Source organism: Peribacillus sp. FSL M8-0224 (assembly GCF_038003055.1).
GTDB lineage: Bacteria > Bacillota > Bacilli > Bacillales > DSM-1321 > Peribacillus > Peribacillus frigoritolerans.
On sequence record NZ_JBBOOJ010000001.1, the window covers coordinates 4,775,241 to 4,800,787 of the forward strand.

At 42.6% G+C, this 25,547-nt stretch carries 28 protein-coding genes and 1 pseudogene; 11 read left to right on the forward strand and 18 right to left on the reverse strand.

Translation table 11 applies throughout. The features are described from left to right. Positions 1-80: 80 nt before the first annotated feature. The gene (locus MKX49_RS23230; RefSeq protein WP_063595871.1) at positions 81-1,403 is read right to left on the reverse strand and encodes an APC family permease; all 1,323 of its coding nucleotides are present in this window, start codon (positions 1,401-1,403) and stop codon (positions 81-83) included. Between the two features lie 375 nt (positions 1,404-1,778). Further along, complete coding sequence (locus MKX49_RS23235) at positions 1,779-2,606, reverse strand: undecaprenyl-diphosphate phosphatase (protein WP_340877957.1); 828 nt, start codon at positions 2,604-2,606, stop codon at positions 1,779-1,781. A gap of 147 nt (positions 2,607-2,753) precedes the next feature. Here MKX49_RS23235 and MKX49_RS23240 point away from each other — a divergent pair, with 147 nt between their 5' ends. Then, positions 2,754-3,503 (forward strand): glycerophosphodiester phosphodiesterase, encoded by a 750-nt coding sequence (locus MKX49_RS23240; RefSeq protein WP_340877959.1) that lies wholly within the window; start codon positions 2,754-2,756, stop codon positions 3,501-3,503. 60 nt (positions 3,504-3,563) lie between these two features. On the opposite strand, the gene MKX49_RS23245 is transcribed toward MKX49_RS23240, so the two are convergent. Further along, positions 3,564-3,773, reverse strand: a complete 210-nt coding sequence (locus MKX49_RS23245) for an alpha/beta-type small acid-soluble spore protein (protein WP_034310322.1) — start codon at positions 3,771-3,773, stop codon at positions 3,564-3,566. Positions 3,774-3,938: 165 nt separating this feature from the next. Between MKX49_RS23245 and MKX49_RS23250 the strand changes: the two genes are divergently transcribed. Next, complete coding sequence (locus MKX49_RS23250; protein WP_063595869.1) at positions 3,939-5,225, forward strand: glycosyl hydrolase family 18 protein; 1,287 nt, start codon at positions 3,939-3,941, stop codon at positions 5,223-5,225. 244 nt (positions 5,226-5,469) lie between these two features. Further along, positions 5,470-6,462, forward strand: a complete 993-nt coding sequence (locus MKX49_RS23255) for a potassium channel family protein (protein ID WP_340877962.1) — start codon at positions 5,470-5,472, stop codon at positions 6,460-6,462. Here MKX49_RS23255 and MKX49_RS23260 read toward each other — a convergent pair. After that, positions 6,459-6,863, reverse strand: a complete 405-nt coding sequence (locus MKX49_RS23260; protein WP_048678017.1) for a YugN-like family protein — start codon at positions 6,861-6,863, stop codon at positions 6,459-6,461. The genes MKX49_RS23255 and MKX49_RS23260 overlap by 4 nt on opposite strands. Positions 6,864-7,279: 416 nt before the next feature. Here MKX49_RS23260 and MKX49_RS23265 point away from each other — a divergent pair, with 416 nt between their 5' ends. After that, entirely contained in the window at positions 7,280-8,560 is a 1,281-nt protein-coding gene (locus MKX49_RS23265) for a M20 family metallopeptidase (protein ID WP_340877964.1), read from the forward strand. A gap of 396 nt (positions 8,561-8,956) precedes the next feature. Here MKX49_RS23265 and MKX49_RS23270 read toward each other — a convergent pair. The 3 genes and pseudogenes from MKX49_RS23270 to MKX49_RS23280 all read right to left on the reverse strand — a co-directional run. Beyond that, positions 8,957-9,319 (reverse strand): annotated as a pseudogene (locus MKX49_RS23270) (cytochrome c biogenesis CcdA family protein); the annotation flags it as partial. A 240-nt stretch (positions 9,320-9,559) separates the two neighbouring features. Next, entirely contained in the window at positions 9,560-10,906 is a 1,347-nt protein-coding gene (locus tag MKX49_RS23275; protein WP_048678018.1) for a glucose-6-phosphate isomerase, read from the reverse strand. 147 nt (positions 10,907-11,053) lie between these two features. After that, positions 11,054-12,217: an iron-containing alcohol dehydrogenase gene (locus MKX49_RS23280; RefSeq protein ID WP_063595866.1), complete on the reverse strand. Its 1,164-nt coding sequence runs from the start codon at positions 12,215-12,217 to the stop codon at positions 11,054-11,056. 211 nt (positions 12,218-12,428) lie between these two features. Here MKX49_RS23280 and MKX49_RS23285 point away from each other — a divergent pair, with 211 nt between their 5' ends. Next, positions 12,429-12,662 carry a DUF378 domain-containing protein gene (locus tag MKX49_RS23285; protein ID WP_034310308.1) on the forward strand — a complete coding sequence of 78 codons (234 nt, stop codon included), beginning with the start codon at positions 12,429-12,431 and terminating at the stop codon, positions 12,660-12,662. Between the two features lie 137 nt (positions 12,663-12,799). On the opposite strand, the gene yugI is transcribed toward MKX49_RS23285, so the two are convergent. Beyond that, entirely contained in the window at positions 12,800-13,204 is a 405-nt protein-coding gene (yugI, locus tag MKX49_RS23290; protein WP_034310304.1) for a S1 domain-containing post-transcriptional regulator GSP13, read from the reverse strand. A 341-nt stretch (positions 13,205-13,545) separates the two neighbouring features. On the opposite strand from yugI, the gene MKX49_RS23295 reads away from it, so the two are divergent. Further along, positions 13,546-14,889 carry a sodium-dependent transporter gene (locus tag MKX49_RS23295; RefSeq protein ID WP_072272298.1) on the forward strand — a complete coding sequence of 448 codons (1,344 nt, stop codon included), beginning with the start codon at positions 13,546-13,548 and terminating at the stop codon, positions 14,887-14,889. A 139-nt stretch (positions 14,890-15,028) separates the two neighbouring features. After that, the gene (locus tag MKX49_RS23300) at positions 15,029-15,382 is read left to right on the forward strand and encodes a helix-turn-helix domain-containing protein (RefSeq protein ID WP_048678021.1); all 354 of its coding nucleotides are present in this window, start codon (positions 15,029-15,031) and stop codon (positions 15,380-15,382) included. 158 nt (positions 15,383-15,540) lie between these two features. Here MKX49_RS23300 and MKX49_RS23305 read toward each other — a convergent pair whose 3' ends face one another. Next, on the reverse strand, positions 15,541-16,710 hold the full coding sequence (locus tag MKX49_RS23305) for an aminotransferase (protein ID WP_034310296.1): 1,170 nt from the start codon (positions 16,708-16,710) through the stop codon (positions 15,541-15,543). Next, positions 16,707-17,207 (reverse strand): Lrp/AsnC family transcriptional regulator, encoded by a 501-nt coding sequence (locus MKX49_RS23310; protein WP_034310292.1) that lies wholly within the window; start codon positions 17,205-17,207, stop codon positions 16,707-16,709. Before MKX49_RS23310 ends, MKX49_RS23305 begins: the two co-directional genes overlap by 4 nt. Positions 17,208-17,511: 304 nt before the next feature. On the opposite strand from MKX49_RS23310, the gene MKX49_RS23315 reads away from it, so the two are divergent. Next, the gene (locus tag MKX49_RS23315) at positions 17,512-18,354 is read left to right on the forward strand and encodes an alpha/beta fold hydrolase (RefSeq protein ID WP_340877968.1); all 843 of its coding nucleotides are present in this window, start codon (positions 17,512-17,514) and stop codon (positions 18,352-18,354) included. A 235-nt stretch (positions 18,355-18,589) separates the two neighbouring features. Here the strand turns inward: MKX49_RS23315 and MKX49_RS23320 are convergent, their stop codons facing one another. Beyond that, complete coding sequence (locus MKX49_RS23320) at positions 18,590-18,850, reverse strand: DUF1871 family protein (RefSeq protein WP_340877969.1); 261 nt, start codon at positions 18,848-18,850, stop codon at positions 18,590-18,592. A 94-nt stretch (positions 18,851-18,944) separates the two neighbouring features. On the opposite strand from MKX49_RS23320, the gene MKX49_RS23325 reads away from it, so the two are divergent. Continuing rightward, the gene (locus tag MKX49_RS23325; RefSeq protein ID WP_340878609.1) at positions 18,945-20,129 is read left to right on the forward strand and encodes a MalY/PatB family protein; all 1,185 of its coding nucleotides are present in this window, start codon (positions 18,945-18,947) and stop codon (positions 20,127-20,129) included. A 39-nt stretch (positions 20,130-20,168) separates the two neighbouring features. On the opposite strand, the gene MKX49_RS23330 is transcribed toward MKX49_RS23325, so the two are convergent. Beyond that, positions 20,169-20,924 carry a TraR/DksA C4-type zinc finger protein gene (locus MKX49_RS23330; protein WP_340877970.1) on the reverse strand — a complete coding sequence of 252 codons (756 nt, stop codon included), beginning with the start codon at positions 20,922-20,924 and terminating at the stop codon, positions 20,169-20,171. Positions 20,925-21,067: 143 nt separating this feature from the next. On the opposite strand from MKX49_RS23330, the gene MKX49_RS23335 reads away from it, so the two are divergent. Then, on the forward strand, positions 21,068-21,925 hold the full coding sequence (locus MKX49_RS23335) for a manganese catalase family protein (RefSeq protein ID WP_323596130.1): 858 nt from the start codon (positions 21,068-21,070) through the stop codon (positions 21,923-21,925). A gap of 40 nt (positions 21,926-21,965) precedes the next feature. Here MKX49_RS23335 and MKX49_RS23340 read toward each other — a convergent pair whose 3' ends face one another. From MKX49_RS23340 to MKX49_RS23360, 5 genes are all read right to left on the reverse strand, one after another. Beyond that, positions 21,966-22,580, reverse strand: a complete 615-nt coding sequence (locus tag MKX49_RS23340) for a PH domain-containing protein (protein WP_323596131.1) — start codon at positions 22,578-22,580, stop codon at positions 21,966-21,968. A 40-nt stretch (positions 22,581-22,620) separates the two neighbouring features. Further along, on the reverse strand, positions 22,621-22,965 hold the full coding sequence (locus MKX49_RS23345; RefSeq protein WP_340877972.1) for a GNAT family N-acetyltransferase: 345 nt from the start codon (positions 22,963-22,965) through the stop codon (positions 22,621-22,623). Further along, the gene (locus MKX49_RS23350; RefSeq protein ID WP_340877974.1) at positions 22,965-23,096 is read right to left on the reverse strand and encodes a hypothetical protein; all 132 of its coding nucleotides are present in this window, start codon (positions 23,094-23,096) and stop codon (positions 22,965-22,967) included. The genes MKX49_RS23345 and MKX49_RS23350 overlap by 1 nt, the downstream gene beginning before the upstream one ends. A 167-nt stretch (positions 23,097-23,263) precedes the next feature. Beyond that, positions 23,264-23,488 carry a hypothetical protein gene (locus tag MKX49_RS23355; RefSeq protein ID WP_340877976.1) on the reverse strand — a complete coding sequence of 75 codons (225 nt, stop codon included), beginning with the start codon at positions 23,486-23,488 and terminating at the stop codon, positions 23,264-23,266. A 132-nt stretch (positions 23,489-23,620) separates the two neighbouring features. Continuing rightward, a complete protein-coding gene (locus MKX49_RS23360) occupies positions 23,621-24,211 on the reverse strand; it encodes a peptidylprolyl isomerase (RefSeq protein WP_034310270.1) in 591 nt (196 codons plus the stop codon). A 178-nt stretch (positions 24,212-24,389) separates the two neighbouring features. Between MKX49_RS23360 and MKX49_RS23365 the strand changes: the two genes are divergently transcribed. Further along, positions 24,390-24,776 carry a kinase-associated lipoprotein B gene (locus tag MKX49_RS23365; protein WP_034310268.1) on the forward strand — a complete coding sequence of 129 codons (387 nt, stop codon included), beginning with the start codon at positions 24,390-24,392 and terminating at the stop codon, positions 24,774-24,776. Between the two features lie 37 nt (positions 24,777-24,813). On the opposite strand, the gene kapD is transcribed toward MKX49_RS23365, so the two are convergent. Further along, entirely contained in the window at positions 24,814-25,437 is a 624-nt protein-coding gene (gene kapD, locus MKX49_RS23370; protein WP_340877978.1) for a 3'-5' exonuclease KapD, read from the reverse strand. Positions 25,438-25,547: the final 110 nt, after the last annotated feature.

Consider the following 25,547-nt stretch of genomic DNA (forward strand, 5'->3'; position numbering starts at 1 on the left):
TTCACCACTTTTGTCAAACGGGAAAATTTCATTCCAGCAACTAAAAAAAACCTTCACTGCATGCAGTGAAGGTTTTTTCATTAATTTGAACGTTTACCATCCCGCTCATTTTTCTTAAGGAGCCAGTACACTGGCATACCGATAATAAGGATGATCACTGAGTACAAGGCATTTAAAGGTGTTTGGATTAATGTGCTTAAAACAATATATATTGCACCAGCAATCGCCACAATGGGGATGAATGGGTAAAACGGCACTTTATACGTTTTTGCATCCGGATCTTTTCTGCGTAAGATGAAGACCGCAAAGAAGGCTAATCCATAAAAACAGAAGACAGAGAATACAGCCATATTGGTAAGTTTGTCAGGGTCTGTTGCAACCATCATGATGATTGCAATGATCACTTGCAATACCGTGGCATTTATAGGCGTTTTGAACTTGGGCGATATTTTTCCGATTTGTTTATGGCCTGGCATCATTTTATCAGTCGCCATCGCCAAGGTAATGCGCGGAAAGGTCAAAAGCTTTCCGTTCAAGCAACCGAAGATTGAAATCGCAATTCCGATCGATATCAATTTCCCGCCCAACTCTCCGAATAGAAGCGTTGCTGCAACATTCGCTGCATTCGTACCATGGGCTATGACTCCCTCCGCCCCCAATACATGAAGCATGGCAAGATTCACACCCAAGTAAGCGACCATGACCACGACCAATCCCGTTATGATTGCCCGCGGCAGCGTTTTCTGTGGATTTTTCATTTCCCCTGCCATGAAGCCGACATTCATCCAGCCATCATACGCCCAGAGCGTAGCCAAAATCGCACCGGCCATACTGATTTTCATTGAACTTTCGCTATCGATATTGAATACAGGCATATCACCTTGTGCGATACCGAACACCGCTATGAAAATGATTGGGATCAATTTAGCTACGGTCGATAAGGTTTGGATGATACCGCCGTATTTTGTCCCCAGCAAATTCATGCCTGCTATGAATACAATCGTCAGAATCCCTATCGCCAAAGAGTAGCTTGAAGCGATCTTAAATATTCCTGCAACTAATAACCCGAAGTATAAACTGAGGGCGCCCATGACTGCAGGTCCGTACACCAATGTCTGAACCCAGCCGCATAGGAATCCCCATGCTTTACCGTACACTTCTTCCATATAGACATATAAGCCGCCCGTTTTAGGAATCCGTGTACTCACTTCGGCAATCGTCAACCCGCTTGCAAGGGTAATCAGACCGCCTATCAGCCAAGCTAACAAGGCCATGGTTGAATTACCGCTCAATTCAAGCACGTCACCAGGTCTCATGAAAATACCAGAACCGATAACTGTACCAACTACAATAGATGTTCCTACCCAAAAGCCAATCGTTTTCTTCAATTGGTCATTTCCCATGTTGTCCTCCCTAGGTGTACACATGTACTTTATTTATACTAAAATTATATCATATAAATTATATGGAAATAGTTTATGTAATCATTTGAATATTCCGATAAATACCCAAACACGTTGGTATCATTACGCTCAGGCAGCTTTATTTTATTTATATTTTTTTTACTAATTATGACTGGAACTGCACTAAAAACCGAATATTTTTTTGTTATAAAAAGATTTATTGAGTTTTTACTCAAAAATAACGAATTAAAAACACCGAAACTCAATTATCATTCGTAAAGAATTTTATGGGAATCCCGCTTATTTTCGGACACACAAAAAAACCACCCCGAATCAACGGGGTGGTCCATCTCCTCTTTCAAGCTTCATTTCGTATTACCAAATAATGAATAGAAGCACAACCGCCAAGACGATCCGGTAAATGGCAAAAGGAGTCAATTTAACTTTATTGATTAAAATCAAGAAAAAGCGGATACAGAATAACGCAAAGATAAATGCGCTGATGAAACCTGCAATAAAGAATGGCAGAACTTCAGGCGTGAAGCTATCCCAGTATTTCACGATTTTTAACAAACTGGCACCAGCCATGATCGGCACTGCCATGATGAACGTGAAATCGGAAGCAGCCCGGTAGCTCATCCCTAATAGCACACCGCCTGATATCGTTGAACCTGAACGGGAAAATCCCGGCCATAGTGACAAACATTGAATTAACCCTACACCAAAGGCTTGTTTATAAGTGATTTGGTCAACCGTCTCTGCAGTCAGCTTTGGACGGAATTTATCCGCAGCAATCATCAAAAACGCGCCAAGGAACAATCCGACGATAACCGTCTTCATCGTAAATAAATGATCATCAATGTAATCTTCGAATAATAGACCTAAAACGCCCGCCGGTAACAATCCGACGATGATCTGCAATAGGTTAAGCTTTTGGCCGTTCACAGTGGATGTGCCTTTCAGCTTCCTTAAACCAAGCAAGTCCATGAATCGTCCCCAGAAGAGCACGACAACGGCGAGTATCGATCCAAGCTGAATGACCACCTTAAAGGCATTAGCCACTTCACTCCCGAAAAGTTCTTTCGAATTCAGCCATAAATCATCAACGATAATCATATGCCCTGTTGACGATACAGGAGCAAATTCAGTTAATCCTTCTACAAGACCAAGGATAACTGCAACAAAAATTTCCCACATATTCATTTTATTCACCTCATATTTCGAACACCTATTTATGGAAATATCATATGTATTTTACTCGTTGTTTAAAATATTGTCTATTAAACATTGCTGAAACAATTCAAGCGTACATGTATGATAGGGTTCAAGATAAAGTTTAAAGGGGAAGTGATGATTTTGCAAAACATACTGATTTTCGCCCATAGAGGGTCCAAGGGGACGCATCCTGAAAATACCATGGCAGCCTTTCAAAAGGCGGCAGAAATCGGGGCCGAGGGGATCGAGTTCGATGTCCACCTCAGTTCTGACGGGGAACTGGTCATCATCCATGACGAAACACTTGATCGAACGACCACCCTTACCGGTTATGTAAAAGATCATTCGGCACAAAAACTGAAAACGGCTGATGCCGGTAGCAAATTTTCCAATGAATTCCTTGGGGAGCGGATTCCTTTTTTAATGGATGTTTTCGACTGGGCTAAGAGAAATGCTTTATTGATGAATATCGAAATCAAGACGGATAAACTCGCTTATGAAGGAATCGAACAGAAGATCATTGATTCAATTCGTCAATATGGAATGGAAAACCGGGTGATCCTCTCTTCCTTCAACCATCAATCCATTGAAAAAGTGAAGATGCTTGCCCCAGATCTTGAACGGGCATTATTGTTCGAGGGGCTTCCTGAAAACTTCGAAGAAATCTTACGTGATAAAAAAGAATTAGGTTTTCATCCAGATAAAAACAGCCTGACTCCTGCGGTTAAAGAAAAAGCGAAAAAACTTGGATATAAAATCCGGCCTTGGGTCGCCAATGATGAAGCCGACATCGTCAGGCTGGCAGAGTTGGGAGTCGACGTCATCATGACCGATTTCCCTGAAAGGGCAATCAAGATTTTGAAAGCTTGGCGGTCACATGGCTGAGCCATGCGAAAGAGAAGGAGCGATGCCCCTTCTCTTTCTAATCCATATTTATTCAATTAATTAACGAGAAAAGTTTGAACCGCCTAGTTGTTGTTCAGCCATTTGAACCAAACGTTTTGTGATTTCCCCACCAACAGATCCGTTAGCGCGAGAAGTAGTGTCAGCACCTAGGTTTACACCAAATTCACTAGCGATTTCATTTTTCATTTGTTGTAGAGCTTGTTCTGCACCAGATACTAGAAGTTGATTGCTGTTATTGTTGTTTGCCATGTGTTTTCACCTCCTACTAATATTAATTAGCATTTTAAGCTTAAATTATTATTGCCAATTTATTGTATTTTTTTGTTTGCGTTTCTCTTAATCCTAAGCTCTTTATCATGAAATTCTTTTTATGCTCATAAACTGTTAGGAAACTTTCAGTAGGAGGGAAAAGAATTGCAAATACATGTGGTTAGGCCAGGCCAGACGTTATATGGCATCGCCCAGACGTACAGCGTAACCGTCGACAGGCTCGTTGAATCAAATAAGATCCCTAACCCAAATAATCTTGTTTCGGGGCAGGCCCTTGTCATTCCAATCGTCGGCAGTTATTATTTCGTTCAACCAGGTGATAGTCTTTATTCCATTTCCCAAAGGGTTGATGTCCCTGTTCAAGAATTGGCAAATATAAATGGCATTTCCGAAAATCAAATCCTATCCGTTGGATACCGGCTTTATATTCCGGCACGGAGGAAAAGGACCGCCGAATTCAACGGCTATGTCGAGCCGAGGGGCACGACGGTTGCACCGGCCCTTGAGACGGCCGCCAGGGAAGCTGCGCCCTATTTAACCTACTTAGCCCCTTTCAGCTTCCAGGCGCTGCGAGACGGCTCCTTAAAAGAGCCATTGCTCAATGACTTCCCTGCCATCGCCAGGGAAAATAAAAATGTCCTGATGATGGTGATCACAAATCAGGAGAATGACCAATTCAGCGATGAGCTCGGGCGAATCATCTTAACGAATACTTCCGTTCAGAATAAGTTCCTGAACAATATCGTTACAACGGCAAAGAAATACGGTTTCCGGGATATCCACTTTGACTTTGAGTATTTACGGCCGGCCGACAGAGAAGCTTATAATCAATTTCTCCGAAAAGCCAGGGATCGCTTCAAGAAGGAAGGATGGTTCATTTCCACGGCACTGGCCCCTAAAACAAGTGCTGAGCAAAAAGGCCGTTGGTATGAGGCCCATGACTATAAAGCACATGGTGAAATCGTCGACTTCGTCATCATCATGACATATGAATGGGGATATAGCGGCGGACCGCCAATGGCAGTGTCACCTATCGGACCTGTTCGGGATGTCCTCGAATATGCCGTCACCGATATTCCTTCCAACAAGATCCTGATGGGGCAAAACCTATATGGCTATGATTGGACCCTGCCTTTTGTACAGGGATCCACTGCCAGGGCCGTGAGTCCGCAGCAGGCCATCCAAATTGCGGCGGACAATGATGTTTCCATCGAGTATGACGAAACCGCACAGGCCCCTCACTTCAATTATACCGATATTGAGGATAGGCAGCATGAGGTGTGGTTTGAAGATGCCAGATCGATTCAGGCAAAATTCGATTTACTCAAAGAATTGAACTTAAGGGGAATGAGTTATTGGAAGCTCGGCTTAGCCTTCCCCCAAAACTGGCTGCTCATCAGTGATAACTTCAACGTACGGAGAAGGGTTTAACAAAAGATATAGGAATACCCAAGCTGAAATGGGCATATAATCAACCATCGAGCATGAAGTCCATTCAGGATACGTGACTCAGCACTATAAGCCTTCCGACATCTTCCGGAGGGCTTTTATCATTTACCGAAATTCGATCAGGCAATATGCCAATATTCATCATTCAAAGTTTGTCAGTCCGGACCCTTATGAGCCATGCCTTTTTTGACCATACTATAAGGAACAGCTCAAAGGGTGTGAAAAAATGATTAGAATCGGTCCATACATCAGTACCGTTCCCAGATTTCCGCGTTTCATCAGATTGCTTTCCATCATCGCATTATTTTTACTTTCATTCGGGGTCTTGATCCACATTGTGGAGCCGGAGAGATTCCCCACCTTACTTGATGGCATCTGGTGGGCAATCGTGACGATGTCAACGGTCGGCTATGGAGATTTCACTCCCGTGACCAATCTTGGCAAAATCATTGGGATGGTCCTCATTTTGTCAGGGGCCGGCCTGATTACTTCTTATTTTGCGTACATCGCTAAAATTTCCATATCCAATGAACAGCAATTTCTAACAGGAAAGAAAGTATTCGGCGGCGGCGGACATATTATCATTGTGGGCTGGAATGGCCGTTCCAAGAGAATCATCCAAAACATTCATGATCGCAAGCACCATCAATCCATTGTCCTTATCGATGATACACTGCAAAAGCACCCGCTTCCACGAACGAATATCCACTTTATCCAAGGAAAAGCTACATTGGATTCCGTTTTGCAGAAAGCCAATATTAAACAAGCCATACGCGTCCTTATTACGGCTGACCTTAAGCAGGACGAGCTGCAAACGGATATGTTCTCGATTTTAACGTTACTGGCCGTCAAAGGGCTGAATCCGCATGTTTATTGTCTTGTGGAAATTTTGACGCATGAACAAAAGGAAAATGCGTTACGGGCTGGGGCGGACGGCATAGTCGAAACGAATAAATTCGCGAGTGAATATATGCAGGATTGCTTATCGAAGGGGATCATAACGGAAGCCAGGGAACAAAATGAGCGGGATGGATTGAGCCTCAAACAGCTGCCCATCCAGGATGACTGGGTGGAATTGACGTTCAAACAGCTGAACGTTAAGCTATTCGATCAAGACATTTTATTGGTCGGCATCATTTCAGGAGGCAAGACCTTAATCAAGCCCCCCGGAGATGTAGTCATCCAGCGTGATGACACTCTACTCATCATTGATGATTAATGTAATAAAAGCTTTTCCAGATCCCGGACAAGCGTTTTTCCTAATGAGATATAGTTTTCCGGAAATTCGGCATCCGGATTTTCAGGCTCGGCAAACTGATTGAAGGAAGCGGAGAGGTTTCCGATATTTCCTTCATCGTCAATCCCGTCCTCGTACTTATGAGATAACAAAAACGGTTGTAAGAGTTCGACCATTACCCCGTCCTGATCGAGTGAACCATCAACAGCCTTGAAAGGGACCCGCAAGAATTGGTAGCCATCACTGTCATCAATCTTATAATCAAAAGACCCGTGGTCATAATCCCATCCTCCGCCTATCGCATATCCTTCCGGTTTTAACTTTGTCTCCAGATCGAACAACCCGAATGTTTTCCCTTCCAACTGAGAAGAAATTTTAATCATTGTATAAAACCTCTTTCGCTAATTTTCTATTAGCTTAACCAAAGCGCTTAAAAAAAAACCTGGAATGACTCTATTGTCCCCTTGATCAGGCATAAAGGAAGATTGGCTTCCTCACTGATTTCCAAGCTTTCCTTACGCTTTTATTTCAGCTTCGTCGCTCCCTCCTCCTCCTCCATTCGTAATTACTGGACCTTCTGCTGGTAGCGTCAGGAAAATGCGGATATACAACGTTAAGCACATTTTCCTGACGCTACCCATATATAACTTTGGCTCTTTGGCTCATTAAGTTTAACTATAGCATTGAACGAGACTTTAAATTCCCCACTTTTAACCTCAGAAATATGAACTAGGAACAGCACATAGAATAGGTATAGAAATATTGCGGCTAATGCTGGACATGGAGGGGATGTATTTATATGAGTACCAGAATAATCCGGCAACTGATAAGGTCAAGGCAACAGGAATTAGTCGAACTTGCTGCTTCATTTATTCGAATTCCATCTGAAAATCCATCGCCCGAGTTTAAGAAGCGGTCAGCAGAAATGGGACGCCATATTAGCCGATACCTAGCAGCAAAAGGGTTCTTGATTACCGAGCACCGCCGTAGCGAAAATGCGCTGGTTACCGTGGTCTGTGATGCTCCCTTAACCAAGGTACCTGGTCCACGGCTCCTATTTTGTGGACATACAGATGTCGTACCTGCAGGCGATTGTTCACATTGGACCTTCGATCCTTTCTCAGGAGAAGTCAGAGCAGGTATGCTTTTGGGTAGGGGAGCCTCCGATATGAAAGGAGGCTTGGCAGCACTGATTTTTGTGGCTGGACTACTTCAGGAGTTCGCCCCCACTCTTAATTTGAAAGGTAGCCTAGGAGTTATTGCCTCTCCGGATGAAGAGACTGGCGGCATTGAGGTGGCCTCGCTCCTGGATCAAGGATTGATTAAGGGTGATGCTTGTCTGATTGGTGAACCAACGGACCGCTACCATCCGAATGCCGGTGAAAAGGGCAAGGCATGGATGCAGGTGATCATACCAGGTCAGACAGATCATGGCAGCCTACAACCGCTTTATGGAATCTCCGCCGTACGAAGGGGGGCAGCCGCGGTCGAAGCACTAACCAAGCTATGGGAGCTCAAGGCAACACCTCCGCCAGAGCCTTGTCAACTTTTGTACAATACTGAGTGGCTCCTATCTCAGAGTCTAGGAAATCCCTTACTGTCACAGTTACTTTATCGTCCCTCTTACAATCCAGGTGTAATCCAGGGCGGAACAAATGTGAACGTCGTCGCAGACAAGTGTATCATTAAAGTGGATACCCGGGTTCCATTCGGTATGAAGCCCGAGTTTGTACTTGATATCGCTAGGAATCTTGTTAGTGCTGTAGCGCCAGGTGCGGTTGTAGAGCCAATGGTACCCTGTACTAACCCGAACTGGACCTTAGAGGATCGTCCAATTGTGAGGGCCATGGAACTGGGAATCCAGCGTGTCCTTGGAATGGAGGAACCCGTCTTCAGCGTACTTTTGCTTGGTTCAAGTGATGCCAGTCACTTCCGGCGCCATGGCATTGAAACCGTCCTTTACGGTCCTGGGCTGGAACACACTATCCATGGGTACGATGAGCGGGTTTCAGTGGAGAACTTAATAGAATCTGCCGAGATATATGCTGAGACTGCAGTCAAGTATCTTAGGTCATTTTAAATCTATTTTCACTAAACTTTATGCAGGTGCAGGGTATACTGCACGCGCTACTGCTAATGTTCTCTTTCAAGGTGTATATGGTGGTGGTGGTCATTGGTGGGAATATTTATATACTCGTTGGTATTAATTCTTTAGTTCAATGCTAAACTAGATATATTTATTGCGTGTTTTGATCAAACTTTGTTTCAAATTTACATGAAGACCAAAAGCTAAAAAAAGAGCCTGGAGCAGTAAAACCGCTTCAGGCTTTTTTCTTTTTGGGAAAAGTGGGAATTCCTTTTTTCTCTGAATGAACCAGGATTTTTTTTAATAATTCTTTGCCTTCTTTTTTAGTCAGGTTCACTTTTTGTATTATTAACATCTGACCTGTAGATAAACCAAGGGTTACAACGCCCCTAATATGGGGCCTATGCAAGGAGTCCAACCAGCAGCATATCCTATCCCAATTAAAATAGAACCTATCTAGCGGATGGGCGATTTTTATCCATCATTAAGAATTTTGGTTGAAAAACCCCAATAATCATTAAACCAAAAACAATTATCAAAATAGCACCTACTTGTCTGATTAAATCAATGTATTCATAAAAGAGATCGTAAATAAAATTGGCCTGCTATTTACTTTGTTATTATCTTCTTTTAATTCTGTAACTGATAATCCTGTAATATAAGATAAAAAGGCAGGATATACGGGCAAACAGCAAGGAGAGATAAAGGATAAACCCCAGCACCAAAAGATATAAAAATATTTAAGTCTCCCAATATGATTTCCTCCAGTTTTGATTTTGTCTTGTTTTAGCATCTTACATCTTCTTCTTTCCATCCGGCAGGCAGGCTTCTTGCGGACCGGGGAACCGTTCTCAGTTTCTCTAGCTCCTCGATACTAATCACCCCCCACTTTCATTTTCGATACCAGTATCGAATATGTTTATTCTTACCCTTTGGCGTTCAACAAAAAAAAGGCATCAAGCCGGATGTTATTCCGGCTTGATGCCTTTTATATTATAAGCGCTGTTCGAGCTCCGCTTTTTTCTTTTCATAACCCGGCTTGCCTAAAAGAGCAAACATGTTCACCTTATAGGCTTCCACTCCAGGCTGATCAAATGGATTTACACCCAGTAAGTAACCGCTCATTGCACAAGCTTTCTCGAAGAAATATACAAGGTAGCCAAAAGTATAAGCATCGAGCTGAGGAACCGTTACGATCAGGTTGGGAACGCCACCGTCCGTATGGGCTAACAGCGTACCCTCAAATGCTTTATTATTCACGAATTGCACCGTTTCACCTGCTAGGTAATTCAGGCCGTCCAAGTCATTGGCCGCTTCTTCAATCACGATTTCATGACGGGCCTTATCCACTTTGATGACCGTTTCAAAAAGATCACGCCGTCCTTCCTGGACATACTGCCCTAATGAATGCAGGTCAGTCGAGAAGTTAGCCGATGAAGGGAATATCCCTTTTTGATCCTTTCCTTCACTTTCTCCAAATAACTGTTTCCACCACTCAGAGAAGTATTGAAGTCCAGGCTCATAGTTTATCAGCATTTCAATCGTTTTCCCTTTATTGTAAAGGATATTCCGAACCGCCGCATATTGGTATGCCTGATTCTCCCCTAGCTCGGAAGAACTGAAGTCGGCCCTGGCACGCTCGGCTCCCTCCATGATTTGATCGATATCCGCCCCGCTGACAGCAATCGGAAGCAGCCCTACAGCCGTTAAGACCGAGTAACGTCCGCCAACATCATCAGGAATGACGAAAGTTTGGAAACCTTCCTCCGTTGCTACCGTTTTTAATGCGCCCTTCTCTTTATCAGTCGTAGCATAAATGCGGCTCTTAGCTTCTTCAACGCCGTATTTTTGTTCAAGCAGTTTCCTGAAAATCCTGAAGGCCAGTGCAGGCTCCGTGGTCGTACCGGATTTAGAGATGACGTTGATCGAGAAATCCCTATTTTCCAATAGGTCCATCACGTCCTGCATATATGTAGAGCTTATATTATTACCGACAAATAAAATTTGCGGTGCTTTCCTTTTATCCGAAGGTAGAATGTTATAAAAACTATGTTGAAGCATCTCAACTGCTGCCCGTGCTCCAAGATATGATCCACCGATTCCGATAACCAGCAGCACTTCTGAATCTTCTTTTATTTTCGCGGCCGCTTTTTTGATTCTTGAGAACTCTTCTTTATCATAATTGGCGGGTAAATCAAGCCAGCCAAGATATTCATTGCCTGCCCCTGTCTGCTCATGCAGGGAATGGTGTGCCACTTTTACAGCATCCTGTAGATAGGTAATTTCATGCTCCCCGAAAAACGGCAGGGCTTTTGAATAATCGAAACGAATATGGGCCATTCAAATTCCTCCTTGAATTCTTTAGTTTCCCTTTCACTTTATCTGATGTAATTCTCATAATCAAGAAATCGATCAAGTAAATAACGAATTATGCATATAAAGCAATCTCCCACCTGGCAAGGCGGGAGAGCGGATCATATCACTTGTTTATAAGGAAGCCCGTAAAATGGCAAGGACATCTTCACGGTTGAGGACTTTGAATCGTCCAAATTCCCCTCTGCTCATCGCTTTATCAGCCATGACTTCCAATTGTGAGTCATCGATGCCATAATCCGAAAGATTGGTCGGCGCCCCTAAGCTGCTCCAAAATGACCTAAGTCTTTCAATGCCTTCAAGGGCCGCTTCCTCATCCGTTTTACCTTCCGGATCTACATGGAATACACGGACTGCAACTTGTTTAAAGCGTGCGACATTTTCATGGAGCACATGCTTCATCCAATTTGGGAATAAGATGGCCAATCCTCCTGCATGCGGGATATCATAAACAGCTGAAACGGCATGTTCAATGTTATGCGTTGCCCAATCACCGCTATAACCAACCCCAAGCGACCCATTCAAGGCTAGGTTTCCGGCATACAGGATAGTGGCCCGATGCTCATAATCCTCCAGGTCTTCCAATAGTTTAGGTGCCGTTTCAATCACCGTCGATAACAGCGATTCACAAAAACGGTCTTGCAGCGGTGCATGCGTTTCCGGGTGGAAGTACGTTTCGAATACATGTGACATCATATCGACCATTCCGTATACCGTCTGGTCTTTTGGTACTGAAAAAGTATTTTCAGGGTCCAAAATGGAGAATTGCGGAAATACCAATGGACTTCCCCATCCATATTTCTCTTTCGTTTCCCAGTTTGTTATGACAGATCCCGAATTCGCCTCAGAGCCTGTTGCAGCTAAAGTCAGCACCGTTCCGAATGGAAGGGCCTCTTCGACTGGTGCCTTCTTAATCACAAGATCCCATGGATCCCCCTCATATTTAGCACCTGCAACGATGGCCTTTGTAGCGTCTATAACGCTTCCCCCTCCAACCGCAAGGACAAAGTCGATCCCATGTTCTTTACAAAGGTCAACACCCTTCCGGACTGTTGAGATGCGTGGGTTCGGCTCAACCCCGGAAAGTTCGTGCACCTCTGCATCGATCTCTTTCAAGGCATTGATCACTTTTTCATATAAGCCATTTTTCTTTATGCTTCCTCCACCATATACAAGTAAAACTTTATCGCCATAGGCGGGAATTTCAGTTTTTAAGCTTTCAAGCTGACCTTTCCCGAAAATTACTTTAGTAGGATTTTTATATGTGAAATTTTCCAATGGTATCTCTCCTTTAATGTTTAATGCCACATGGACTCCGTTTTCGAATGAATGACAGGGCCAAGTGCTAGTTTTTCTTTTATTCATTATGACCAATGTTCCATTTAAATACAAAATATCCGCCCGGAACTTTTGAGTGGATGTATATTTACATGCTGAAAATGCATGATAAGTAAAGAACTGATTTTTTCAAAAAAAAGGAGGCTGTACAATGAGTGGAATACAAAGAATTGCACTTGTTCTTACAATAATCGGGGCAATCAATTGGGGATTAATAGGGTTTTTCCAATTTGACTTGGTCGCTTCGATTTTCGGAGGGCAAGATGCTGGAATGGCCCGTATCGTTTATGGATTGGTTGGAATTGCCGGTCTCATTAATCTTGGTCTTCTCTTTAAACCAAGTCCTGAAATTTCCAGGGAGCCTGAAACCAAACCGACTCGTTGAGATCTTGATCATGGACAATGTTATGTTCTATAAAATAAAGCCGGACCATGGATAAACACATGACCCGGCTTTATTTCATTCATATGCCCCCTGGACAAAAAAAACCGGCTGATCAAGGATCTGCCGGTTCTAAAAAATTATTTTTTGATTAAGTCTTCGCGTTGAGATTGTTCAATCCACTCTTGAAGTTTGTCTTTCAATGTGTTGAAACCTTCAGTAGATTCGATGTGAGATGTCGCTTTAACAGATGCTTGGCGTTTTTTCGGAGCTTTTTTCGGAGCTTCAGTACGCTCAGGAGCTTCTTCTGTAGCGCGGATCGATAAGCCGATTTTTCCAGCAGCTGAATCGATGGAAAGAACTTTAACTTTCACTTCATCGCCCACTTTTAAATGTTCGTTGATATCTTTAACGAAGCCGTGAGTGATTTCAGAAATATGAACTAAACCTTGAGTTGATTCATCTAGAGCAACAAATGCACCGTATGGTTGAATACCAGTAACTTTACCAGCAACTACCGCACCAATTTCGAATTTTTCAGACATGGTAACACTCCTATTTTATATATATTTTTTCGTCTTTTCACGCAATAAAAAATTATATCACATAATTGGAAAATAATCAAAGTTAAGTATACCATACTTTTTGGGATTTTACTCATTAAAAATGTTTGTTTTTTGGAAATAATAAATATTATAAGATCTTTGTATATAACTTAACCTAAAAATTTGCAAATAACCTCTATTTCCCTTAAGATATTTATTCATTTTTCTAAAGATTGTAATATTAAACCTATCCAATTGCCCCTAATCATAGTAAGATGAGAAAATGTTTTAAAAAAAATATACAGCTAGATATTCTTTACATCTAAAGGAGTTTTTCCATCATGTCAAAACAAGATCAATGGACTTCAAAACTTGGGTTCATCCTGGCAGCCGCGGGATCCGCTATTGGATTGGGCGCCATCTGGAAGCTCCCGTATATGACTGGGGAAAATGGCGGTGGGGTCTTCTTCCTGCTCTTCATTATATTCACCCTGCTTATCGGGGCACCGATATTAATAGCGGAATTCACGATTGGCCGCAATGCACAGAAAGATGCCATTAGCGCATATAAACATATCGCCCCTGGAAAGCCTTGGGCATTGATTGGATATGGCGGTGTCGTAGCTTCAATCATTCTTCTTTCCTTCTTCAGTGTTGTTGGAGGCTGGATCATCTCCTATTTAGCAAGGAGCTTTACAGGTTCCCTCTCAAACTTGACGCAAGAGGAATATGGGAACTTCTTCAATACGATAATCAGTAATCCTTATGAAACGGTCATCGCTCAGTTATTATTCATGGTCTTTACCATTTGGGTCGTGCAAGGCGGCGTTTCCAAGGGAATTGAAAAGGCTAATAAATATATGATGCCTTCATTGTTCATTCTTTTCATCATCCTTCTTATCCGATCCTTGACTCTGGATGGAGCGATGGAAGGTGTTAAATTCTTCTTGAAACCGGACTTTTCCGCATTAACAGGGGAAACGATCCTATTGGCACTCGGCCAATCCTTCTTTGCACTAAGTGTCGGTGTTTCCGTAATGGTAACCTACGCATCCTATTTAAGTAAAAAAGAAGATATTACAAAATCGGCCTTTTCGGTAGTTGGACTGAATATCTTCATTTCCTTGCTGGCAGGTTTGGTCATTTTCCCGGCTGTTTTCGCACTGGGTTTCAGCCCTTCAAGCGGTCCTGGATTGGTATTTGTCGTGTTGCCTGCCGTCTTCAATGAAATGGCGCTTGGCGGGATCTTCATGTTCATTTTCTTCATATTATTATTATTTGCCACCCTTACGACGGCATTCTCCATTCTCGAAATCGTCGTTGCAGCCATGATCAAGGGGGATTCCGCAAAACGGAAGAAGGCTTCTTGGATTGCTGGTATCACCGTTTTCCTGATTGGAATTCCAAGCGCATTATCCTTTGGGGTGCTTTCGGATGTGAAGATTTTCAATTTATCCATATTCGATTTCGCTGATTATCTGACAAGCAATATCGCGCTGCCAGTCGGCGCCTTGTTCATATCCCTTTTCATCGGCTATCAAATGAAAAGGATCGAGGTACAAAAGGAGTTCGAAACTGGCGCTGATCCCGGCCGATCACTTTTTAAACTTTGGCACTTCCTGATTCGCTACATCGTGCCGATCATGATCATACTCGTATTCCTTAAGTCAACTAATCTCATTTAACAATCAACGTGCCGTTTCGTTAATCCCGATGCGGCATTTTTTTCACAAAACCTACATATTCCGTTCCTTCACTTAAGTAATAATATGGTAAAATAATTACATAATAAAAATATATTTCCTGAAAAAGGAGTGTCTGACCATGTCAAATATCGCGAAGAATATCCGTCAATACCGAGAAGATCACAACCTAACCCAACAGGAACTGGCTTTAAAATTACGAATCGGCACGAAGAAAATCGAAAAGTATGAATCGGGTGAATCGGTTCCTGATACACAAACCATTTTACGGCTTTCCACCGTTCTTGACATTCCGGCTTCAGAATTCCTGAAGGATGCCCAGACCGGTAACGCCGCTGGTATCGACGAGGACATAAAAAAATTGATTGAAGAAATCGGAACCAAAAAAGCGGAGCTCCTTTTAAGAACAGCCAAGGACTTTAGCGAAGAACAAATTCTGAAAGTTATGCATACTTTATATAATACACAAGCTTAATTCAAAAAATGGGTCGTAGTATGTGTATTTTTTTTCTGGGTACTGGATATACTATGATTAACACTTTCTATGTTAATCCATTAGATTAACTCTTTTTTCTAATTCCCCCTATGGAAAGGGATCCGGCAGCTAATGGCCGGATCCCTATTTTTTTGCTTTTATTGGCAATGGTTCTTCATGAAACGTTCCATTCTTCTGAGCGCCTCCTGAAGCTGTTCCATGGAGGATGCATAAGAACAGCGGATATGACCTTCACCGCTTTCCCCGAACACATCTCCCGGTACAACCGCAACAAGTTCTTCCGTCAAAAGTTTTTCAGCAAATTCCATCGAAGTCATCCCCGTTCTTTCGATTGATGGAAAAGCATAAAAAGCCCCGCCGGGATTATGGCAATCCAGACCCATATCGTTAAATGATTTCACGATATAATTTCGTCTTCTCCGATAACTCCGACGCATTTCTTCCACATCCTGCATCCCGTTCTTTAAAGCTTCCAATGCAGCATGCTGGGCAACGGTCGGCGCGCACATCATCGCATATTGGTGAAGCTTAAGCATCGCTTCGGAAATTTCCTTAGGTGCACAAACGAACCCAAGACGCCACCCAGTCATCGCAAACCCTTTCGAAAACCCATTGATGACAATTGTCCGCTCAAGCATGCCGTCAACGGCAGCAAAAGAAGTGAATTCCTCATCATAAGCAAGTTCGGCATAGATTTCATCGGAAATGACCAGCAAGTCATGCTTTTTAACGATGTCAGCAAGCATCACTAATTCTTCCTGCCCAAGCTGGGTTCCCGTCGGGTTATTCGGTGAACAGATTAAAACGGCCTTCGTTTTAGGCGTGATCGCCGCTTCGAGTTGTTGGGGAGTCAGCTTAAAGTCTTCTTCCTTGGATGTTTGGACCGTGACCGGTATTCCCCCTGCCATGGTCACAAGCGGTGCATAGGCGACGAAACAAGGTTCGACGACAATGACTTCTTCACCTGGATTCAAGATGGTCCTCAGGGCAATATCGAGGGCCTGGCTTGCTCCGACCGTGACAATGATTTGATCATCCGGTCTATACGAAACATGGAACTGCTTCTCCATATACCGGCTGATTTCCGACCTTAATTCAAATAATCCGGCATTGGCCGTATATGAGGTATATCCTTCCTCCAGGGAGTTGATCGCCGCTTCCCTTACCGCCCAAGATGTAACGAAATCCGGTTCACCTACACCAAGCGAAACGACCCCTTCCAAATTGGCTGCCAAGTCGAAAAAGCGGCGGATGCCTGATGGCTTAAGCTCTGCAATCGTTTTTGAAACATAACTCGTTTTAATCATGGTGACACCACTATCCGCTTATCTTCTTCAGTTTGATCAAAAATGGTGCCATCATGCTTGTATTTTTTCATTATGAAGTGAGTCGTCGTAGAAATGACGGAATCCAGTGTCGAAAGTTTTTCCGAAACGAAGCTTGCCACTTCGTTCATCGAACGCCCTTCGACAATGACTGAAAGATCATAAGCCCCAGACATTAAATAAACGGACTCGACTTCCTTGAATTTGTAAATCCTTTTTGCAACATCATCGAAACCGACGCCACGTTTTGGAGTGACCTTTACATCGATCATCGCTGTGACACCATGGTATTCATCCACTTTAGCCCAGTTAATGACTGTTAAGTAACGTACAATGACCCGCATATCTTCCAGTTTCTTCAATGTTATTTCAATGTCCGAATCTGATTGATCGGTCATTTTAGCCAAATCCTTCAGATCAATCCGGCTGTTATTTTCAATGATTCTCAAGACTTCCAATTCCTCTTCATTCAAGTGCATTGGAAAACCCCCCTTTTGGAATTCACTAATTTAGCTGTGATGGTTTGGCTGGCAGATAGTCTCACGAATTACCTTATTAGACTTTTTAAAAATCCTATATGACAATATAATTTAATAAGTCCTATGCTGTCAGGATAAACTTACACTATTATATCAAAATTGGCTGGTGACCTGTTATAGTAATTGTGTTTTTTCATCGTTATTATTACAATTACTGTTATGCAACAGTATTATAGGACCTTTTTTGGAATATTCAGGGTAACATAGGTTTTTATCATGGAACAATAACGGAGGAGGAGCTTATGTGGAAAGTCATACAACCAAAGGTCTCGAATGGGTAGGGAATATCGAAATCTATTTTGAATATGACCGAATCGATGATTCTCTCCCCACCCTTGTCCTGCTTCACGGATTTTTGTCATCGAGCTTCAGTTTCCGTAAATTAGTCCCCCATTTAATCAAGGAATACAATGTGATCTCCATAGACCTCCCGCCATTCGGGCAAAGCGGCAAAGATTATCGATATACATATTCATTCCGAAACATCGCTAAATCCATCGTTATGTTCCTGGAGGGAAAAGGAATCAGGAAATTCAGTATCATCGGCCATTCCATGGGCGGGCAGATTTCCCTGCAGCTCATCAAGTCATATCCTGACCTTGTCGACCATGCCATTCTACTTGCCGGCTCAGGCTATCAGCCCGGCTATTCGGAAAAAATGAAGATGGTCAGTTACCTGCCTTTCTTTTCATACGGGATAAAACGGTATCTGCAAAAATCAGGTATCGAAAAGAACTTGAAAAATGTCGTCCATGACCCGGCGATGATTGACGATGAAATGCGGCAGGGATATCTAAAGCCATTCATAAAGAAGCATGATATTTTCCGGGCATTGGGAAGAATGCTTCGAGATAAGGAAATCGATTTGCTGAAGGAGGACCTTAGTGATATTCATACACCATGCCTGCTTATTTGGGGAAGACATGATCGAGTGGTGCCATTGAATATCGGCGAAAGGCTCCATGAAGACCTGCCTAATTCCGAGCTTGTTGTCATTGAGGATACCGGGCACCTTCTTCCAGAAGAGAAACCTGAAGAAGTGTACCAACTAATTAAGGGGTTTATTGGAGTAGCCACCCCAACGTAAACTCACGAGTAAATCGCTGACCACTCACGAGTAAATCGCCAAAACTTACGAGTAAACTACACAAACTTACGAGTAAAAGCACAATTCACCAGTAAATCGCCGAATCTCACGAGTAAATCGCTGAAATTCACGAGTATACTGCACAAACCATCAGTTAACTGAACAAACTATGGGTATAGAGCAAAAAACTACGTAAAAAAGGTGCCCCTGATTTCCGGGTACACCTTTTTCACCTTTATATCGAACAGCTGGTATCATTTTTTATGATGAGCAGCTTTCGTGCAACGTCCAGGCACTTTTCCATCTGAATGGACTCATCAAATGCGAACTCGTAAATGGATTTTATTTTTTCCGCCAGTTCCTTCGGGTCATCTATATCCCGGATTGCTACGACCGTATCTGCAATTTCCGGCTCATATAGATCCCAACCTATCTTGAAAGGGTCCCATTCTTGTAAAACGGCAACCAACGCTAAATTCATTTGCTGTGTATCCATCTAATTTATCACCTGCTCAATATTTTCAAAGAACATGATATCATAGTATCATAACAACAGGCTTTTCGCGAAGACGACAAATTTTTATTCGGTGGTGGATATTTTGAACAAATCAATTTTTGAAGAACAAATCAACAGGGAAAATTCAGGGTCTGCAAAATGGGATAAAAACTCCCTCACATCCTTATATGGGCGCGAGGATGTTCTGCCAATGTGGGTTGCCGATATGGACTTCCCATCTCCTGAGGGCATTCAAAAGGCATTGATGGAACGCTTGAATCATCCGATTTTCGGCTATACCGTCCCTTCTGAAACGGTCTTCACTGAAATTCAAAGCTGGCTTAAAGACCGGCACTCCTGGCAAATCGATAAGAAGTGGATTTCATTCAGCTCCGGCGTCGTTTCCGCAATCGGTACAACCATCCAGGCATTCACGAACCCGGGCGATAAAATACTGTTACAATCTCCCGTCTATACCCCATTTTTTGATATGATCAAAAACAATGACCGGGAAGTGGTCAATAGTCCCCTTATCATTGAAAAGGACCGCTTCGAGATTGATTTCAACGATTTTGAGGACAAGCTGAAAAGCGGAGTGAAACTATTCCTTTTTTGCAGTCCGCATAACCCTGGCGGACGCGTTTGGACAAAGGACGAACTCCTACGGATCGGGGAGCTATGTGAAAAATATGATGTAGTCATCGTCAGTGATGAGATACATGCTGACTTATTCCATACAACATCCAAGCATTATCCGATTGGCTCCCTTTCAGAAAAATTAGCGGATAGGACCGTTACATTGATGGCGCCAAGCAAAACATTCAATATTGCCGGCCTTCAGGCCTCATTCCTGATCACCAGTAATGAAAGATTGCAGAAGCAACTGCAAATGGCGCAAACGAAACTGGCCTTCCATGGTCTTAACATCTTTGCCTTAACAGCAATGGAAGCCGCGTATCGGGAGGGCTTGGAATGGCTTGAAGACATGATAGGCTACATTGAGGAGAATATAAAAGTGGCAGAGGAATTCATTGCAGCCGAAATTCCTTCACTGCATGTCATGCATCCGGAAGCCTCTTACCTTTTATGGATTGACTGCCGTGACCTTGGATTGAACGACAAGGAAATAAAGGATCGGCTGATCCATCAAGGGAAGCTCGCATTGGAGCCTGGTTCTAAATACGGACCTGGCGGAGAAGGTTTCGTCCGAATGAATCTCGGTTGTTCACGCAGCGTCATGATGGATGGGCTAAACCGGTTGAAATTGGCTTTTTCTTAAATAAAAAAAGAACCAGGCTTAGAATCCTGGTTCTTCATTTTAATCTTTTTCTTCATCCACATAAGGATCATGCTCATATCGGGGCAAATCCCCAAACGGGGTTTGAATATTTTCTTCAAAAAGTTCTTCCTTCAATTCTTCATATTGGGAGTTTGGATAAACCGTTACCTCTTCCCCGTACATATCCACACCAACGAAATTTTCATAATTTTCGACATAGCCGACATTTTCTTCGGACTCGACATACATATCTTCGTAATCGTTTGGCGGATTTACGAAATCGGAAGGCGATTCAGATGTTCCATAACTGGCAACATCCTGCCAAGAATCTTCCGCATCGTAGGCAACCGATTCATGCCGGTCATCATAATCAAACCTCCCGAATGGGGGTCCGAGCACTTCCTCTTCCACCGGCCGATTGTCCGAAGTTTCCTGTGAGGGAGTATGCTCGACACAATAAGTCGTTGTAGGGATTGCTTTCAAACGTTCAAGAGGTATTTCCTTTGAACAAACCTCGCATTTGCCATACTCACCTGCCTCGATGGCAGAAAGCGCTCGTTCAATATCCCTTATTTCATCCCGATCATGCTCGGTAAGGGCCAAATCCTTTTCCCGTTCATATAACTCGGTTCCTTCATCTCCGGGATGATTATCGTAACTCGATAACTCACCAGTCGAATCCTCCAGGCTTCTTCTTAAATCGTGGTTGCCTGAATCATTTAATCGTTCTTCCAACTCTTGCTTCGTTTGCTGCAATTGCTGTTGAAATTCTTTTAGCTGCTGATTGGATAGCATGTGCAACATCCTTTCAAAATCGTTCTTCCCTCTAGTATTTCTCTCTTCCCGTCATTCCATAAAGGTACTTTTTACCTTAGGAATAAATTAATTCAGATAACAGAAGCTAACTTAGAAATATTAATTTTAAGGAGGGCTTCCATTTGTATTTCTATAAAGAAGACTTAATCAATATGATCGTTCCCGATAAGCCTGATCCAAATGCTGCAAAAGTGCTCCAGGAAACGCTTGGAGGGCAATTCGGTGAAATGCGGACGATGATGCAATATTCTTTCCAAAGCGCCAACTTTCGCGGCAAGGCTAAACAATATCGTGATTTAATTCGCGGAGTTTTCTTGGAGGAACTGAGCCATGTTGAACTTGTCCAATCTACCATCAATCAGCTGCTGAATGATGCTGGCGGGGATATGCCTGGAGATTCCGGTATCGATGACGCCCCATTGGATGAAGTCATCAAAGGCGGCGCAAACCCTCACCATTTCATCATCGGTGCGAAAGCATCCCTGCCCGTCGATGCTGGCGGCAATCCATGGAACGGATCATGGGTTTATGATCACGGTAATCTTGTGGCCAACCTTTTGAATAATGTCATGCTTGAATCTACGGGAGTCCTGCAAAAGTCCAGAATTTATGAAATGAGTTCCAATAAATCAATGCGCGAAACACTGGCATTTTTAATGGTTCGCGACAATGCCCACCAAAATGCATTTGCCAAGGCATTAGAAACGCTTGGCGTCGACTGGGGGAAAATCTTCCCTGTACCTAATTATGATTTGAACAAATATCCTGAATGCCGCAAATATGTGGATTTAGGTTACCATAATGCCCAATTCAATTTCAGGATGGATCAAACACGAATCGGCGAGATTTTCCAAGGGGAGACACCGAGCCGAAATGGCGGAAACCTTGCTGTTACCGAGCCGCCAAAAGGATTCCCTGTGCCTGAAATGCCGGATATGCCAAATGAACATAGCCCGGGATTGAGTGATTTGAATAATTAAAAAAGAAGGCGAACACAAAATGTTGTGTTCGCCTTCTTTTTTAATTATTGATATATTTCTCAAAAACAAAGCCAAAATCTTTCACATGGTACTTTTTCCGGCTGTCCATCAACCAATCGAAAGCGGCCGAATTAATTTCCTTGAAGCTTGCAGCCATTTGGCTTCCATCAGTGCGAACCTGGTTCAAAGTGGAAGAAGCAAGGTTTACGCTTTGCTGGGCATATTGAAGGGCAAATTCATTCTCATGGCAAATTTCCGATATTTTAACGAGTGATTTGAACAAGTCTTTTAATTCTTCAATGAATTTCTTATGGACATCAATGGAGAAAGTCTTTGCACCGATCGAAAATTTAATTTCTGCATCCAAATCCACTGTCCCTGCGGTTTCAAGCGTGGCATTGGAGATCGTATACTGGCTGTAGCTATATCTTGTAAGTGTTCGCTTTTTGCTAATCGCACTTGTGCCGTCCAAATGTATGAACGCTTGATTCGTGAAACAGTACTCATCGGTTTTCGATTTAATCAGGAAATAAATTTTTTCCCCATCTTCATGCATAATATAATCATCTGCATCCACCTTGTCATAATCTGCAGGACTAATCACACTTCCAATATCACTAAGACCAAGGGCATCAGCCGCCATTTTCTTAAACATAACCATTCCCCCTATCAATATCCAGGTGAATTTCACCTTATTATAAGCATTTCTCCAGTATGATCTCGTCTCGGATCGGAATTCCATCAAAACTGTAAAATGGTATTTCCGGCTTGATTTTCCGTGATTCTTCCACGGCATTTTTAACGATTTCCGAAATGACATAACCACGCTTTTGAAAAAACTTCAACGCCTGTAGATTATCGTTCGTTGTAATCGCTTTAATAGTATGGCAATTTTTTTCCTTAGCGATATTTTCCATCACATAAAGCAATGATGAGCCCACACCTTGATTCTCATGCTCACTGTTCAAAGAGATGATCTGACATACATGGTCGGATAATTTGTATGTTCCCAATCCCGTGATTTTTCCATTCTCGTCCATCACCCAAAACCCTCAAGTTCCGCATAATGAAACAAGCCTCTTGAAAAAACGACTTGAGTCGTCTCCCAGTGCTGAATGAAAAAGTCCTTGACCGTATCTGCCGCAATCATTCTTTTAGCTACGATTTGCATAACCAATTACGCCCCCAAAGTTTCTATCTCTATGCTTATAGTATAAAATGCTTATGCTAAGAAGGGAACATTTAATTCTTTACGACCTTCTAACAAAACATAATACCATTCATATTCAGATAATCAATATCAAAAAACGGGGCTCGCGATGCAGGCATCTTCCGGGATCAGGAAATGGTATCATCCTTTATACGCTGGTTCCTTCTGGTGACCTCATCTTCGAATTGCTTCGTTTTCAATTCTTCCTTCTTTGAATATCTTATAATTGCCCTCATCGTAAAAACGGCCGCCACTAAAAAAATGAAGCAAGTTATACCAGCCGAGATATATTCAGTCTTGTCTTCCGGAAAGTAAAGAAACAAACCTAGTAAAGCATGATCGAGAAAGTCCATCCGTTACATCCTTCCTGATAGGGAATTAAACTTCATCTCTCATTATATCAATTACCAGAACAATCCACTAGTGGGCCTAATCCACTAAAACATAAAAAACGAGAGGCACTGAGCCCCTCGCTTATCTTTTATTTATAAAATGGTGATCCCTTTAATGACAACGTCCACTGCTGGCTTGTCTCCCGCAACTGTCTCTACGTTAGCAATCGTATCAACAACGTCCATGCCTTCGACCACTTGTCCAAAAACAGAGTGTTTATGATCCAGCCATGGTGTGCCTCCTTGTTCCATATAAGCACTGATGATTTCTTCCGGATAACCGGCTTGCTTCATTTGCTCACCCATCCTGCTGTCCACGTGCTGGGCTTGTACGACGAAGAATTGGCTGCCGTTTGTTCCCGGGCCTGCATTAGCCATGGAAAGAGCTCCGCGCAAATTGAATAATTGCATGGAGAACTCGTCCTCAAATGGAGCTCCCCAAATACTTTCTCCACCCATTCCAGTCCCTGTCGGATCTCCGCCTTGAAGCATGAAATCCTTGATGACACGGTGGAAGATGATTCCTTCGTAATAACCGTTTTCAGCATGTGTCAAGAAATTCTCCACTGTCTTTGGAGCCAGTTCAGGGAATAGTTTAATTTTAATATCGCCCATCGTCGTTTGCATGATGACCGCTTTTTCATTTTCCAAAACTTCACTTGTTAATTGCGGAAAGTTTGTCATTGTACATAACCTCTTTCTTTTTAAAATAAAATGGCATGAAACACCATTTTCCATCTTCATTTGTACACTTTACACGATTTTCATAAAAAAAGCATCTTTACGAAATTGAACAAATTCGCTGTAAAAAATCGTTGTTCTTATGTATCATGAAGGAAGTTAAAAGAAAGGTGGTAGGGAAATGTCAGAACAGGATTTTAAAATCGGCGATAAGGTTACCGCCATATATAAAACTGGAAAATACATCGGGGAAGTCACCGATATCAGACCTGCTGCATATCTTGTTAAAGTGTTGGCTGTTTTGAAGCACCCCATGCAAGGAGATCTTCATAACCCGAAGCAAACGGAAGTGTCCATGTTCCATCAGCGGCGTGCTCTTGCATTCCGGGAACAAACCAATGTACCAAAAAATATGGTAAGGACTTTCGATGAGGAGATTCCGGAGTATAAGGAATCCTTAAGAGAAGCTGTTGATAAAATGAAAGGCACTTTAAGCGAAGCCCAAACAGAGTGGAATGATAAAAGCTTACAGTTGCTTGAAGATCTAGCGGCGGATTATTTCAAATAAAGCTTAAAAGCCAAATCAGTAGTATATGATTTGGCTTTTATAACACTAAATGATTCAATACCTTTGATAAATCAATGCGGTCGCCAATTGTCGTCGGTTCATGATTTTTCATATAACTTTTATCTTTCTCCACTAACTTAAAGATATTATATGTCGTAATCGCATCATCGAGAGCCCTATGATGCTTGCCTGTCCCTTCTTTGCCATAGGCCTGTACAGCTTTCCAAAGTCCGGTTTGATTTTGATCCCCGAAAAAGCGTTTATACTCCAGGCATAGATCATTTTCCTTCCCTGAAAAAGGGAAATCCAATCCTGCCTTCTGACAATTCTGGCGAAGCACCTTCATGTCCATATTTCCCCAAGTAACAATCGTCGTCGGGTGCTGTTCATCTATTTTCTTCAATAACGCAACCAGCTCTTCAAATGAAATCCCCCGGTCCACCTGATCCTGGGTAATGTTCAAGAACTTCTTGCACCTTCCCGTTAAAACTGGAAATTTCACTGGGTTAACAAAAGATGAGAATTGTTCCTCAATGGTCTCATTAATGACGGTGACTAAACCAACCTCAATGATTTCCGGATAAAACCCCGTTGGATTGGCTTTTCCTTCCGGCATCGTAAATTCAAAATCTATGAATACATATTGCTGTTGTTCCTCCATTTTTATGACCCCCTTCATATTCCTGACATCAACATATAAACAAACATGGTTTTTTCTCACGAGATTATTATAACAGAAGATTTAGAAAGTTATTTCTTTGCCATTCGGAT